Source organism: Phreatobacter sp. GW821-FHT04C01 (assembly GCF_059420385.1).
This window is the reverse complement of sequence record NZ_JBWKTP010000004.1, coordinates 348702-363365: the sequence shown is the minus strand read 5'-3', so window position 1 is coordinate 363365 and position 14664 is coordinate 348702. Positions and strand designations below refer to the sequence as shown.

Sequence of the window (14664 nt, the reverse complement as noted above, 5' to 3'; positions counted from 1 at the left end):
CCCCCCCCCCCCCCCCCCCCCCCCCCCCCCCCCCCCCCCCCCCCCCCCCCCCCGGTCCTGCCCCTGCTCCTGCCGTCCAATCCAGATCGAGCTTGTGAGATCCATCCGTGACAACTGTCGCCGAGCCTTCGCTAGCAAGTGACCGAAGTTCCAACCTGGCGCGCACCATTCGCCGCGGCCAGATGGCCGACGCGGTTTTCCACGCCCTGCTCTGGGCATCCGGCGCGCTGGTCCTGCTCATCCTCGGCGCCATGATCGCCATGCTGGCCTATGACGGCTGGCCGGCGCTGCGCCACTTCGGCGTCGCCTTCTACACCACTGCCGTCTGGAACCCGGTGACCGAGCGCTTCGGCGCCGCCTCCATGCTGTTCGGCACCCTGGTCACCGCGGTCATCGCCGTGGTCGTGGCGGTGCCGGTCTCCTTCGGCATCGCCTTCTTCCTCACCGAGGTCTGCCCGCAGGCACTGCGCAAGCCGATCGGCGTGACCATCCAGCTGCTGGCGGCCGTGCCCTCGATCATTTTCGGCATGTGGGGCGCGCTGGTCGTCGCCCCCCTGATCGCCGCCTATATCCAGGCGCCGCTGATCGCGCTTCTGTCCTGGCTGCCCATTGTCGGCGAGGTCTTCGCCGGGCCGCCGCAGCAGTTCAGCGTGTTCACCGCCGGCATCATCCTGGCCTTGATGATCCTGCCCTTCATCACCGCCATGTTCGTCGAAACGCTCGAGTCGGTGCCGGCCATGCTGGCCGAATCCGCCTACGGCATCGGCGCGACCACCTGGGAAGTGTTCCGCAACGTGCGGGTGCCCTATGGCCGCACCGCCATGGTCGGCGCCGGCATGCTGGGGCTCGGCCGGGCGCTCGGCGAAACCATGGCCGTGACCTTCGTCATCGGCAATGCCAACCGCATCAGCACATCGATCTTCGCGCCGGGATCCTCCATCGCCTCGGTCATCGCCAATGAGTTCGGCGAAGCCCAGGCCGGCAGCCTGAAGCTCTACTCGCTCCTGCAACTCGGCTTCGCGCTCTTCGTCATCTCCTTCATCGTGCTGGCGATTTCGCGCTGGCTCGTGCGCAGCCGCCTGGATTGAGGATCATCATGGCCACGCTCTCCACGGCGCGCATGAACCGCCGCCTCGCCACCGACAAGGTCGTCAAGACGGTCTCGACCGCCTTCGCGGTCCTCGCCCTCGTCCTGCTGTTCTGGATCATCTGGACGCTGCTCTATAACGGCATCTCGGCCATGGGCATGTCGACCTTCACCAACGACGCCTTCGGCCGGCCGCAGGGCCTGATGAACGCCATCGTCGGATCCCTGCTGCAGGTCGGCATCGCCACCGTCATCGCAACCCCGATCGGCGTGCTGGCCGGCACGTATCTCGCCGAACAGGGCAAGGGCGCCTGGATCGCCGAGGCCATCCGCTTCGTCAACGACGTGCTGCTGTCGGCGCCTTCGATCCTGATCGGCCTGTTCGTCTACACGTTGATCGTCATTCCCATGGGCCGGTTCTCCGGCTGGGCCGGCACCATCGCGCTGGCGATCATCATCCTGCCGGTCGTGCTGCGCGCGACCGAGGACATGCTGCGGCTGGTGCCGGCGCAATTGCGCGAAGCCGCCTTCGCGCTCGGCGCCTCGCATTGGACCGTCGTCTCGTCGGTCCAGTGGAAGGCCGCGCGCGCCGGCATTCTCACCGGCCTGCTGCTCGCCATCGCGCGGGCGGCCGGCGAAACGGCGCCCCTGCTGTTCACCGCCTTCGGCAATCCGCAATTCACCGCCAATCTCAACTCGCCCATGGCGACCTTGCCGGTGCAGATCTTCAATCTGACGCTGAGCGCCGATCCGGCATCGATCGCGCTGGCCTGGGCCGGCGCGCTCATCATTACGCTCGGCGTGCTCGTGCTCAACATCACCTCGCGTCTCATCATCGCCCTCGGACAGAGGAAGTAAGCCATGACCGTCGCCGTCTCGGAAACGCTGATCAACAAGGCCCGCACCGTCTCCTCGCTGGAAGGCGTGCCCGCCCGCGTCAGTGTCAAGAACCTCAACTTCTTCTATGGCCAGTCCCAGGCCCTGAAGAACATCAATTTCGACATGCTCGACCGGCGGGTCACCGCCATGATCGGCCCGTCGGGCTGCGGCAAGTCGACCTTGCTGCGTGTCATCAACCGGATGTTCGAGCTTTATCCGGGCCAGCGCGCCGAAGGCGCGATCATGGTCGACGGCGAGAACATCATCGACCAGAAGACCCCGGCCGCCCTGACCCGTGCCAAGATCGGCATGGTGTTCCAGAAGCCGACGCCGTTCCCGATGACCATCTGGGACAATATCGTGTTCGGCATCAACCTGCACGAGCGGCTGTCGCGCGAGGATCTCGACGAGCGCGTCGAATGGGCGCTGCGCAAGGCGGCGATCTGGGACGAGGTGAAGGACCGCCTCAAGTCCTCGGCGCTCGGCCTGTCCGGTGGCCAGCAGCAGCGCCTGTGCATCGCCCGCACCATCGCGGTGAAGCCCGACGTCATCCTGCTCGACGAACCGACCTCGGCGCTCGATCCGATCTCGACCTCGCGCATCGAGGAACTGATCGACGAATTGAAGCGCGAATTCACCATCGTGATCGTCACGCACAACATGCAGCAGGCCGCGCGCTGCTCGGATGTCACCGCCTTCTTCCTGCTCGGCGAACTGATCGAGCAGGGACCGACCAACGACATCTTCGTCAATCCGAAGAAGCGCGAGACCCTCGACTACGTGACCGGACGGTTCGGCTGACCCAGCCGAACCTCATCGCGCCTGCGAGCCCGCAGGCAAGCCCCTGTTTCAGCGAGCCCGGAACCGAGCGACGCCCATGAAGGACCATATCGTCACCGCGTTCGACACCGAACTGAAGAGCCTCGCCCGCAGCATCGAGGAGATGGGCACGCTCGCCCGGCAGAGCGTCATGATCGCGGTCGGCGCGCTCGGCCAGCGCTCGCCCGATCTCGCCGGCCAGGTCGTCACCATCGACGAGCAGATCGACGCCCTGCAGCGCGAGATCGAGGAATCCGGCATCCTGGTCATCGCGCGCCGCCAGCCGGTGGCCTTCGACCTGCGTGAAGTGGTCTGCGCCTTGCGCATCTCCAACGATATCGAGCGCATCGGCGACCTCGCCAACAATATCGCCAAGCGTGTCGTCGCGCTGGGCAAGGCGCCAGCTCCGCATCCCCTGGTGTCCGGCCTCGAAGGCCTTTCCGCCCTGGTCATCGAGCGGCTCGACGTGGTTCTCGAGGCTTTTGCCGCGCGCGATCCCGACAAGGCCGTGGGCATCTGGTCGTCGGACGCCGACGTCGACGATCTCTACACCTCGGTGTTTCGCGGCATCCTGACCTATATGATGGAAGATCCGCGCAACATCACCCCCTGCACCCAGTTGGTCTTCGTCGCGAAGAACCTGGAGCGGATCGGCGACCACGTCTCCAACATCGCCGAAGCCGTGCATTATGCCGCGACCGGCGCACTGCTGGAGGAATCCCGCCCCGGCCAGACCGACGCCGTCGGCGAGCCCGAGGTCGCTGCCGGCTGATAGGGCCGGCGGCCGGCTCAGCGCTCCTGGAACACTGCTTCCAGCCGGTAGCCGTCCGGATCGGTCACGAAGGCCGCATAATAGGTCGGTCCATAATGCGGCCTCGGGCCGGGCGCCCCCCGGTCCTCGCCGCCATGGGCCAGGGCGGCGGCGTGGAAAAGATGCACGGCCTCGCGCGTCAGCGCCGTGAAGGCCAGGTGAAAGCCCGGTCCCGGCAGGACGATGGGGCCCGGCTTCAGGAACAGCGTCAGCTTCTCCTCCCGGGCGTTCGGCCCGTAGCCTACGCCTTTCTCCGCTGTCCAGACCCGGGCATGGCCGAGCGTCGCCATGGTCGCGTCGTAAAAGGCGGTCGTGCGCGCGAGATCGGCCACACCGAGGGACAGATGGGACAGCATGGGGATCTCCGAATCCGAACCGTCCGGAGCCTAGCAAGGCGGGAAATTTGGAACAATACGAGAACGGCCATGGCGCGCCGGCCTGATGATGCTATTGCCGCGGCAAGCCCGGGCAGTTCGCGGTATCGGGAACCGATCGGCCCGATCCTGTGGACCGCCGGCCGGTGCGGCTTGCATGCCGCCGGCAATTCCCGCCCTTCTTGATCGACCCCGCAACGAGTGCCGCCGATGACCGCCCCCTTCGAATCGCCCGATCAGGTTCAGCCGTCAGACGATATCGACCGGCTGATCGAAATCATGGCCTGGCTCCGGACCCCCGAAAAAGGCTGCCCCTGGGACCTCGTGCAGAACTTCGCGACCATTGCCCCCTATACGATCGAGGAGGCCTATGAGGTCGCGGACGCGATCCAGCGCGGCGATTTCGCCGACCTCAAGGACGAATTGGGCGACCTGCTGCTGCAGGTGGTGTTTCATGCCCGCATGGCCGAGGAACAGGGTCTGTTCGCCTTCCCCGACGTGGTGCGGGCCATTACCGAGAAGCTGGTCCGCCGGCATCCGCATGTCTTCGGTGGAGCGCGTGACCTGTCGCCCGAGGCGGTCAAGGGCCTGTGGCACGAGATCAAGCAGGAAGAAAAGCGCCTGAGGGCGGAAGCTCATGCCAAGGCCGGCTTGCCGCCGCGCGGCGGCGACGGCGCGCTCTCGGGCATTCCCGCCATTCTCCCGGCCCTGACACGAGCCCTCAAGATGCAAGAGAAGGCATCGAAAGTCGGCTTTGATTGGAATAACTTGGACAGCGTTCTTGAGAAAATTGTCGAGGAAGCGCAGGAGATCGTCGCGGCGCGCCGCAATGGCGAGGGCCAGGATGCCATAGCAGGCGAGGTTGGTGATTTGCTGTTCGCCGTGGTCAATCTCGCCCGCCACCTGGAGATCGATCCGGAAGCGGCGCTGCGCGAGACCAACGCCAAGTTCGAGCGCCGGTTCGGCCAGATCGAAAAGAGTCTGGCCGCCCAAGGACGCAAACCCGAACAGGCCTCGCTCGCCGAGATGGATGCGTTGTGGGATGAGGCCAAACGGCGTGAGCGTGGCGAATGAGGCAAAAACGCGCCGCGCGCGCAAATCCTCGCCCGGCGTCGCCACGCGGGATCGCGCTGCCCTTCCCTCACCCCAGCCCGCGCCGCATGATGGCGAGGCGCTTGGGGCCATAGCCGCGTTCGACGACGGCCCAGCCGCGCGCTTCATAATAGGCGACCATGGCCTTTGCGGCATTCAGGTAGATCGCCGCATGGCCGTGGCGGCGCGCATAGGCCTCGACGGCGCGGACGAGCTCGGCCCCTGTGCCGCGCCCCCTCTCGGTCGGCAGCACGTAGAGCGCGCCGAGATAAGGCCAATAGGCCGGCCGGTCCGGCGCTTCGGTCTCGTGCAGGCAGACCGACCCGATCGCTTCCGTCCCGGAGGTCGCGACAAAGGTCGTCGGAACGGCGGCCTCGTCGAGGTGGATTTCCAGCCAGGCCTGGATATCCGCGACCGACGTCCTCGAGCCGGACCACCACTGGTCATGGATCCAGGCCGCGACGGTGGGAAGATGTCGCGCCTCATCGCGCAGATCGACGATCCGGCAGGTCATGGGAGCACTCGTTCCGGGCAGGCGCGATCGCCTGGGATTGTCCCGGAACCAATGAGGTGGCCCGTCCGGCACCGCAAGCGCCAAGATGCCGGCGGGGTCGCGCGGCCCCGGCCGCTTCATCGTGTCGGTGCAACGCGAATTCCGCCGTCACGGCCCGCGACGGGATTCCGGCGCCTGGTCGAAACGCTCGGGAAAGGTGATGTCGAACCAGCCGCCCTCGCTGAGCGAGCGGGTATCGTCGAGATGCGCCCGGCTTGCCACCAGCGCCAGCGTGTCCGCATCCGGCACGCCGGAATAGGCGCCCTCCCGCGTCGACACGACGGCGAAACGCGGCCTGCCATCAGGCGCGTGCTCGGGAAGGATCTTGTCGAGCTGGAGCCTCGGCGTGCCGTTCTTGCTGCCGTGATGGCTGATCTTCAGGAAATGCACCGGCCGGAGCCTATTGCTCCGGTCCATCATCTCCCAGCTCTTCTCCTCGGCATCGCCCGGGAAGAACAGCCGCCAGCCGTTCCACTCGATCTCCAGCGCCACGCTCGAATTGTTGGCGGCCTTGTCGATCGTCTTGAGACTGGCCGCCATGCCGCTCGAGCGGAACGCCACGAGGTCGAAGAAATGACCCGCGGCGACGCCGGCCGGCGGAGTAATGGCCTTCGCGTCGAGCGATACTGGGGCCGCGCCATCGAGCACGGCGCCCAGGGTGCGCGGCGGCAAGGCGCCGTAGTAGATCGAGGTGTCCTCCTCCGGCGCCAGCAGCCGAACTTTCGTGCGCCGGAACGGGTGATGCCCGGCCACGTCGGCGGTGCGGTGCACGTAGCGCGGCTCGACCCCGCCGAGGCCGCGCTCGCTGATGTGCTTGACGCAATCCTTGCTGGATTGCGGGTTGTTGATCGCAAGTAGCGCCGTGATGCCGGCCGGCACCGGCGCCGCGCTCTTCGCCAGGAACGCCGCGACGCCTTCATAGGCTGCCAGCGCGGCGAGGCGCTTCGTCCGGGCCTTGGGGAAACGATTGTAATAGGCCGGCCCGGCCGAGGATGCCGTCATCCAGAGGTGCCTCGCCTTGAACTCGATGCCGAGCTTCCTGGAGCCGTGCAGCAACCCCTGGATATGATCCATGTGCTCATGCGTCATGATGTAGAGGTCGAGTGGCGCGTGATCGAGCTCGTCCCTGATGTTCTCCAGCACAGCCTTGAACACCTCGTCGCGGCCGCCCTCCCCGGCAAGCGCATTGCCGACATCGAACAGCACGTTGACCTTGACCTCGTTGCCGGCCTCGTCGATCTCCGGGATGGTCAGCAGGATCGCGTCGCCGAACAGGACATTGTAAATTCGCACCCTGAGCTTGCTCGCCATCTCAATGCCCCATCATGTGCAGCATCTGCCCCATCGCCCGCACGCGTAGCGTACCGTTCTGGATCTGGACGTCGGGCGAACCGAATTCCAACAGACCCTCGGCGATGCTGGTGGCCAGGAAAGTCTCCCGCATCGCATTGTTGCGCGCGGTCGCGGCGTCGCCTTGGGTCGGATGATCCGGGCTGGTCGACAGCAAGGTGCACACCTTGCGCGTCTCCCAGTCGACCGCCAGCATCGTGCCGCGGGTGACCGCCACCTCGCTGAAGAAATCGCCGGACTGAAACACCTGCGCGGCCTGCCAGGCGACCTTGAACAGGAGCGCCCGCGTCATCGCCTGAACGCCGTCCTTGCGCCAGGTCTTGCGCCTGACATCGAGCCGCGGCCGCACCTCGAACGGCACCCGCTCCGGGATCAGCAGCTGCTTGCGCCAGGCCTCGGCGAATTGGTAGGCGGCCCAGTCGCTGCGCACCAGTTGCTCGAGATCGAGGTCGGCCGGCAGGTCGAAACCGGGCTCGACCGGATCGAGCTTGTCCGCCTCCTCCACCATGCCGCGCCGCAAGAACTCCGCCTTGATGAACTCCCGCGGCTCCGGATCGTCCGGGTTCGAATAGACGTCGGCGGCGACCATGGCGCGGCCGTAATCGGCGAAGGCGATCTCCCCCGGCGGCAGATAGTCGAGCGCGCGAAAGGCGATCCGCTTGAATTTCTCGCTGGCCTTGAACAGCGCGAAACCGGAGACGGAGAAGCGAAGCTTGTCCTTTTCCGCCTTCGACGGCGCCGCCGCTCCCTCCTGCTTGCGCTTTGACTTCTCCTTCTCGAGCTTGGCTTCGTAGTCTTCCCGTCGGATCGTCTCGTATTCGTTGAGGAGCAGCGCATAGAGAGCGCCGGTGAGCACGGTGCTGAGATCATGGGGCTCGTTGAGGTCGAGCGCTCCGGGTTTCGACATCGACGCCGTATTGACGAGGTCGCGCAATGGCCGGCCTGGGCCGTAAAGCGCCGCGCCGAACTGCTGGGCGATCCGGCTGAAGGCCTTGGCCTTCCTCAGATCGCCGCGGGTCTCCTGCATCACCTGGCGCAGCAGCCGGTCGGTGCGCACCGCGAGCATGACCGCGCCGAGATCGGCGATCGCCTCGTGCATGGCCAGCGACTGCGGCGAAGTCGCGTTGTAGAGATCGGGCGCGATGCCGTCGAGGATCGCGTGGGTCGTCTCGTGCGCGACGATATCCGGCGACAGGCAGGTATGGACCAGCTTGCCCGGCTTGCCCGGGTCGTCGACGAAGAAGAACTGCAGGCTGCGTGAATCGCGGTGGTAGAAGGCATTGGCCATCTTGCCGGCGCGGGGCACGACCAGCAGCTGTTCGCCGTCGAAGGCCCAGCGCAGCTTGCGGCCGAGCACGTCAGGCGTCTCGAAGATGGACATCATCTTCATGACCGCGGTGAACACGCTCACCTGCTTGAAATCGGCGGCGTCGCCATCCAGTTCGCTCTTGACCACGTAGCGCCCTGGCGTCCGGCCTTTCGGCGCGATGAAACGCGCGCCCGGCATCACCGCGCCGGTGTCGGGGTCGAGATCGATCACCGCGACGCGACGCGACACCGGTCCATCCAGCATCGGCTCGGTGGGCGCATATTCCCAACCTTGCATCAGCGTCGTTGCGTCCGCCGCGGCATGGCCGGGTTCGGTATCCATGTATTTCAGCTTGACGACGTTGGTGTCGGGCACCGGCGGCTTCTTCGCGGCCATGGGCATCGCTCCCTACCTGTCGGTCACCGCGAACTGGACCGGCTTTTGCCCGGATGGCTTGCCGACAAAGCGCAGCCGGTAGAAGCCCGGCGTGCCGATGGCCGGCAGACGCAGCTTCAGGACCGGGATCGGCGGCCCGCCATAACTGACCTTCATCGGCTCGCCGAAGGCCGCGAAAGGTTTGCCGGGCGCGTCCGTGCGCTCCAGCACCACCTTGCCCTTGACGGCGCCGACCGCGGCCGAGGGCAGGATCACCAGCTCGATCTCGTCGGTCTTGCGAATGGTCAGCGACTGTACCGAAAGCGTCGCGGTTTCCGTTCCCGCGGCGCCGACCGGCGGGGTCGGGAAATTCTTGCCGAAGAGCCGGAAGAAGACGGCTTTGAACGTCGTCTCGGCAAAGAAGCCGGCATGTTCGCCGACGACGAGCTGCTTCTGGCCCGATTTCGGCAGCGCACTCCACATCGGCACCGTGCCGTCGCCCGCATCTTCGGAACGGGTCACCTGCTTCGCGCTGCTGGCGATATTGACGCGGGTCGCCGTCTTGTGACCGGTGCCGGCGAAGTAGAAGTAGCGGATATGGGCCGGCGCCTTGGCCTTGGCGAGCGTGGCATGAACCCAGGCCGCGCGGGCCACCAGGACGGGATCGAGCCCGAGGCTGGCGGCGACCGCCGCATCGTAGATATTGAGTTCACCGAGCGTACCGCCGGCCTTGATGTCCCAGCACGCGGCCTCCCCGGGTGCCGGCAGGAGCTGGTACCCGGAGGGATAACGCCTGTCGGCGGCGATCTCCCGAAAGTCGGCAGCACTGATCCCCATGGCGCTGTCGAGACCGAGGATGCGCGCCAAGGCCAGCGGCGCGCCGAGATGCGGCGTCGCCAGCGTCATGAAGCCATTGACCTTCTTGAACCAGGGCCTGGTATCGAACTTGCCGGTCTCCAGCATCAGGCGGCCGATGAGGCCGCCCATGCTGTGGGCGACCAGGGTGATCGACGTCGCGTCGGCGGGCACGGCGTCGAGCCGGGCGGCCAGTTGCGTGGCGAGTCCCTCGAGATCGCGCCGCCAGTCATAGGCAAAGAGGTGCAGGCGGTCGCCCGGCCCGCTCTCCTTGAAGCCCATCGCCCCAAAAGTGTCGAGCAGCGGCTTGTAGACGTCGAAACAGGACACCTCGCGCACGATGTCGCCGACGACGAGATCGTTCCGCAGCAGCTTGTCCTTGCGCTTATAGCCAAGCGCGACCTCCAGCGGCGTCGGCGGCCAGACCTCCTCGCCATCGGGTGTCGAGAGGATGGAACCCATCGTTCCCGGAACGAACACCACGCATTTCATGTTTGCCCTCCCCCTTGAACAGTCATTGCGTCGGGTCGAGCGTGCAGCCGCACGCGCAACTATGCGCAGGGCCGCTGCCGCCAGCCCAATTCAGCCTGATGTGGCCAAGGCCCGCGCCGCCGGCGCCGCCCGGCCGGTCTTCGGTGCGGCGCTCGTCCAGACCGGCTGTGGGATGGCCAATGCCCCATCCCGACGCGGTCAGCCCTGTCAGCGCGCTCTTCAGCGGGTGCCCGTAGCCATTGGTGTGACCGTAGGAGAGTGCCGCGCGTGGGATGCCGCCGCCCGACTTTGCCGGAGGCCTGCCCGGAGAGTGTCCGCCGTGATGGGCAACGGCTAAGGCCTCGACCGCCTTTCCGGCACCCTCCATCATCTGTCCAGCGGCGAGTGTCGGGACATCGATGTAACCTGCGTCTCCCGGCAGCAGGATCGGATCCCTGCCCACCGGCCCCCGCACCCACACGGAGATGCCGGTCCTGTTCTGATTGCCCACCGGGCCGGTGCAACGTTCGAGAACGATCTGGCCCGCGGAAAGGATCCCGCTGCCATTCCAGACCATCAGCGTGCCTCCGGCACCGGTGATGGAGCTGGCCATTGCCGATTGCGGCCCCGGGCCGAGCCTCTGGAACGGCGCTATCCACGTCAGCTGTTGCGCGGCCGGATAGATGTTGGCGGCCTCGAAATGATCGTAGTGCCAGTGGGTGAGGATCACCTTGGGCCGGTGACAGAGACAGATGCCGCGCATCGACTTCGGCCAGGTCCCGGCATCCCGAAGCACGCCGGCGCCGAGATCGACATAGCCAACCACCTCGCCTGCGGAGGTGACCAGGGCGTTGGCAGCCCCCTGCCCCACGTCGAGCACGAACACCTGGTCAATCGCGGATGTGGGCAGCGCCTGCTCGATATCTGCTTCCGATCTGATATCCGGGGCTAGGTCCGTGGCGTCCTCCAGCGCCTTCGCGAGCCTCTCGGACAGCGGCTGGACCGAAATCCTGGCGCGCATCGGTGGCCCGGCGATATTGTCGTAGACCTCGGCTTCGCCTTTCGGGTCGGCAACCAGATCGATCTGCGACCAGTCCGGCAAGATGTCCCGCGGGTAGCGCTTGTGCCAGGCAATCGCGTCCGGCCTGCCGTCCAAGGCGTTGATCTCGACCGCATAGACCGGCGCGCGGTCGACGTGGCTGCGCCAGTTGCCAGGCGCGGGGTCATGATTGACCGGATAGACAGAGTCGAAAAATCGCGCGTCGACCGCGTCGAACAGGACAAATTCGCCGTCCTCACCGTCGACTATCAGAGCATACATTCGCGATGGGATCTCGAAGGGACGACCATCGCGCCGCCGGAAGAAATTGTGCATGTCCCCCTCCAAGCACCCCTTCTATTCACCCATGTCGGGCACGCCACGCCAGTATCACCATAAATTCTTAGCTACTATTTTCAATGAAAAGATCGATACTCAGCTCTATTTCAGAGAATACATTTATATCTATGCCGACCGCCGAACGATTGGATCTTCGAGACGTCGAAATTGATCAATCCGCATGGGTCACTGGACGCCCGTCCCCTCATCGTCCGCCAACCCGCGAAACAGGCCCCCATCTCGTCAAAATCGCCCCCAGCCGGTTCGCGGCTGCCGTGGCGATCTACAGGACATTATCAACCCCAGCGTGAGTTCAGCGTGAATTCGCGCGGGCCCTGCTGCCGCGGCGCGTGGGCTTCGCCCGACCAATGTCGGCGGCGTCATCCTCGCCCACGATCAGGCCGGTGCGGCCGCCGGCATCGGCTTCACCGCTCTGGTTGCTTCAGCACGAAAATGAGCTCGTCGCGGGGTGAGGGAAGCAGGGATTGGCAGCAGCGGTGGGTCGGATCAGGCCGGCTCGCGGCGAAACTGGCTGGTTGCAGGATCGCTTCAGTCTGAGAGAATCTAGGCCGCCTCACCGGGCCGGCCGAGCCGCCGCTCGAGCTGCGAGCGCTTGGCCGGAGCGATCCTCAGCGTCACCAGGGTCTCGCCGTTCTCCAGGGCCTGCCGGCTTTCCACCTCGGCATTCTCGTGGATCCAGTTGAGCGTGCGCCCGTCGGCCGCCGGCACCGTCACGGTCAGCCGGTCGTGCCCGGCCACCACCCGTTCCTCGATCGCCGCCAGGAGCTCCGGCAAGCCTTCGCCCGAGAGCGCCGAGACGAGATAGGGGCGCTTCTCCTGATCGTTGCGGGTCGCGCGGTTCAAGGCCTCGGTGCGGGCCTCGCCGTCGAGCAGGTCGACCTTGTTCCAGACCTCGACCAGCGCACGGGTCTCGGCGATGCCGAGTTCGGCGAGGATGGTCGCGACATCGGCCGCCTGCGCCTCGGTGTCGCCATGGCTGACATCGCGCACATGCAGGATGACATCCGCCTCGATCACCTCTTCCAGCGTCGCGCGGAACGCCGCGACCAGCATGGTCGGCAGATCCGAGATGAAGCCGACCGTATCGGACAGGATCGCCTTGGCGCCATGCGGCAGGCGCAACTGCCGGAGCGTCGGATCGAGCGTTGCGAACAGCATGTCCTGCGCCAGCACGCCGCCGGTGGTCAGCGCGTTGAACAAAGTCGACTTGCCGGCATTGGTGTAACCGACCAGGGCGACGATCGGATAGGGCACGCGCTTGCGGCTTTCCCGATGCAGCCGGCGCGTCCGCGTCACCTGGGCGAGCTCGCGCTCGATCCGGGTGATCCGCTCCTGGATCATCCGCCGGTCGGCCTCGATCTGGGTTTCGCCGGGACCGCCGAGGAAGCCGAAGCCGCCGCGCTGGCGTTCGAGGTGGGTCCAGGACCGCACCAGCCGGCTCTTCTGATAGCTGAGATGGGCGAGCTCGACCTGCAGCGCGCCTTCCTTGGTGCGCGCGCGCCGGCCGAAGATCTCGAGGATCAGGCCGGTGCGGTCGACCACCTTGGCCTTCCAGGCCTTTTCCAGATTGCGCTGCTGCACCGGCGACAGCGCCGCGTCGACAAAGACCAGGCCGGTCTCGTGCGCCGTGACGAGGCCCGCGATCTCCTCGACCTTGCCCTTGCCGAGCAAGGTCGCCGGGCGCGGCAAAGCCAGCGTGACGATCAGCGACAGCGCCACCTCGAGATCGATGGCGGCGGCAAGGCCCACCGCCTCGTCCCGCTTGGCCTCGGCCGAGCGCATGGTTTCGGGCGCCTCGCCCGCACGGCCGCGCAGCGGCCGCACGGGAACCACGACCAGCACGCGGGTCGGCTCACCTCGCGGCTCTTCCGGCGCACCGGACTGCGAAAGCGAGATGATGTCGGGACGCCTTATGTCCAAGCCAAGCCTCGAATGTGGTCTTTAACCCTTGTCGCCCTCTCCGTCCGTCGGTTCGAACAGCTGGACCGGCGCGCCGGGCATGATCGTGGATATGGCGTGCTTATAGACCAATTGCGAGTGGCCATCACGACGCAGAAGCACGCAGAAATTATCGAACCAGGTGACGACGCCCTGAAGCTTGACGCCGTTGACGAGGAAGATGGTCAGAGGGACTTTGTTCTTGCGGACGTGATTGAGAAAGGTGTCCTGGAGGTTCTGGGCTCGATCCGCCATTGTGTTTTTCCGTTGTTGCCGCGGCAGAAAGTGCGCCGCGAAGGTTGATGAACCGGCTTTTGACCGGTTCCGAGCTTCTTCTTGACTGCCTATTAGAGGCTGATCGGTCCCCGCAGCGCAAGCCGCGCGGCCCTCACGGCCTCGTGTGGTCCTTCACCGCGCCTCTTACGCGATCTCCGCAACCTCATGAAATTTCGAGCGAAGATCGGTCGCGATCGACCCCGGCGCGCCGTTGCCGACCGGCCGGCCGTCGATCGCCACGATGGGCATGACGATGGTGGTTGCCGAGGTCAGGAAGCATTCACGCGCCTCCTGGGCTTCGGCCACGCTGAACTGGCGCTCCTCGATCCGGATGCCCTCGCGGGCGCAGAGATCGAACAGGGTGGTGCGGGTAATGCCCTTCAGGATGCCGTTGTCGGCGTAGCGGGTGACCAGCACGCCGTCCTTGGTGACGATCCAGGCATTGGTCGACGAGCCCTCGGTGACGAAGCCGTCCTTGTCGACCAGCCAGGCCTCATAGGCCCCGGCTTCGCGCGCGGCCTGCTTGGCCAGGCAATTGGGCAGGAGGCCGACCGACTTGATGTCGACCCGCTCCCAGCGATTGTCGGGCAGCGTGATGACCTTGACGCCCTTGGCGGCATTGGCCTCGCCCTTGGTCATGTCGACCGATTTCGCGGTGATCACCAAAGCCGGCGGCGTGCCGGGCTTCGGGAAGGCATGATCGCGGCGGGCCACGCCACGGGTCACCTGCATATAGACCAGGCCTTCGCGCACCCGGTTGCGGCGCACGGTCTCGCGCAGCACCACGCCGAGCGCGCCGCGCGACATGGGCGATGCGATCTTCAATTCGGTGAGCGAACGCTCGAGCCGGTCGAGGTGGCGCGTCTCATCGACCAGCCAGCCGCCCTTGACCTCGCAGACCTCGTAGACCCCGTCGGCGAACTGATATCCGCGATCCTCGATGTGAACGGCCGCCGAGCCGTGAGGCAGGTAGCTGCCGTTGACATAAGCGATGCGGGACATGGGCCGGGCTCCTGTTCGGGCTTGCCGATCGTCAGTTGGGACACCGCCTTCGCGCGAGCCGCCTGACGCATTGC

Annotated in this window: 14 protein-coding genes; 5 read left to right on the top strand and 9 right to left on the bottom strand. The window is 66.1% G+C overall.

Annotated features, from left to right (window positions below):
• Positions 1-182: 182 nt before the first annotated feature.
• The 4 genes from pstC to phoU all read left to right on the top strand — a co-directional run bounded on the left by pstC (position 183) and on the right by phoU (position 3557).
• A complete protein-coding gene (gene pstC, locus AC07WJ_RS17605) occupies positions 183-1088 on the top strand; it encodes a phosphate ABC transporter permease subunit PstC (RefSeq protein ID WP_494935917.1) in 906 nt (301 codons plus the stop codon).
• Positions 1089-1096: 8 nt separating this feature from the next.
• A complete protein-coding gene (gene pstA, locus AC07WJ_RS17600; RefSeq protein ID WP_494935916.1) occupies positions 1097-1945 on the top strand; it encodes a phosphate ABC transporter permease PstA in 849 nt (282 codons plus the stop codon).
• Positions 1946-1948: 3 nt separating this feature from the next.
• Positions 1949-2767, top strand: coding sequence for a phosphate ABC transporter ATP-binding protein PstB (gene pstB, locus AC07WJ_RS17595; RefSeq protein ID WP_494935915.1), 819 nt, complete (start codon positions 1949-1951; stop codon positions 2765-2767).
• Positions 2768-2843: 76 nt separating this feature from the next.
• A complete protein-coding gene (gene phoU, locus AC07WJ_RS17590; protein ID WP_494935914.1) occupies positions 2844-3557 on the top strand; it encodes a phosphate signaling complex protein PhoU in 714 nt (237 codons plus the stop codon).
• Positions 3558-3574: 17 nt separating this feature from the next.
• Here the strand turns inward: phoU and AC07WJ_RS17585 are convergent, their stop codons facing one another.
• Positions 3575-3952 (bottom strand): VOC family protein, encoded by a 378-nt coding sequence (locus tag AC07WJ_RS17585; protein WP_494935913.1) that lies wholly within the window; start codon positions 3950-3952, stop codon positions 3575-3577.
• 228 nt (positions 3953-4180) lie between these two features.
• On the opposite strand from AC07WJ_RS17585, the gene mazG reads away from it, so the two are divergent.
• A complete protein-coding gene (gene mazG, locus AC07WJ_RS17580; RefSeq protein ID WP_494935912.1) occupies positions 4181-5044 on the top strand; it encodes a nucleoside triphosphate pyrophosphohydrolase in 864 nt (287 codons plus the stop codon).
• Positions 5045-5111: 67 nt separating this feature from the next.
• On the opposite strand, the gene AC07WJ_RS17575 is transcribed toward mazG, so the two are convergent.
• From AC07WJ_RS17575 to AC07WJ_RS17540, 8 genes are all read right to left on the bottom strand, one after another.
• Positions 5112-5576 (bottom strand): GNAT family N-acetyltransferase, encoded by a 465-nt coding sequence (locus tag AC07WJ_RS17575; protein WP_494935911.1) that lies wholly within the window; start codon positions 5574-5576, stop codon positions 5112-5114.
• A 147-nt stretch (positions 5577-5723) separates the two neighbouring features.
• Positions 5724-6926, bottom strand: coding sequence for a ComEC/Rec2 family competence protein (locus AC07WJ_RS17570; RefSeq protein WP_494935910.1), 1203 nt, complete (start codon positions 6924-6926; stop codon positions 5724-5726).
• Position 6927: 1 nt separating this feature from the next.
• Positions 6928-8670 (bottom strand): gluzincin family metallopeptidase, encoded by a 1743-nt coding sequence (locus tag AC07WJ_RS17565; RefSeq protein ID WP_494935909.1) that lies wholly within the window; start codon positions 8668-8670, stop codon positions 6928-6930.
• Between the two features lie 12 nt (positions 8671-8682).
• Positions 8683-9996 carry an esterase/lipase family protein gene (locus AC07WJ_RS17560; protein WP_494935908.1) on the bottom strand — a complete coding sequence of 438 codons (1314 nt, stop codon included), beginning with the start codon at positions 9994-9996 and terminating at the stop codon, positions 8683-8685.
• Between the two features lie 22 nt (positions 9997-10018).
• A complete protein-coding gene (locus tag AC07WJ_RS17555; protein WP_494935907.1) occupies positions 10019-11350 on the bottom strand; it encodes a ComEC/Rec2 family competence protein in 1332 nt (443 codons plus the stop codon).
• A gap of 567 nt (positions 11351-11917) precedes the next feature.
• Complete coding sequence (gene hflX, locus AC07WJ_RS17550; RefSeq protein WP_494935906.1) at positions 11918-13294, bottom strand: GTPase HflX; 1377 nt, start codon at positions 13292-13294, stop codon at positions 11918-11920.
• A 21-nt stretch (positions 13295-13315) separates the two neighbouring features.
• Positions 13316-13567, bottom strand: a complete 252-nt coding sequence (gene hfq, locus AC07WJ_RS17545; protein WP_494935905.1) for an RNA chaperone Hfq — start codon at positions 13565-13567, stop codon at positions 13316-13318.
• A 165-nt stretch (positions 13568-13732) separates the two neighbouring features.
• On the bottom strand, positions 13733-14590 hold the full coding sequence (locus AC07WJ_RS17540) for a D-amino-acid transaminase (RefSeq protein ID WP_494935904.1): 858 nt from the start codon (positions 14588-14590) through the stop codon (positions 13733-13735).
• Positions 14591-14664: the final 74 nt, after the last annotated feature.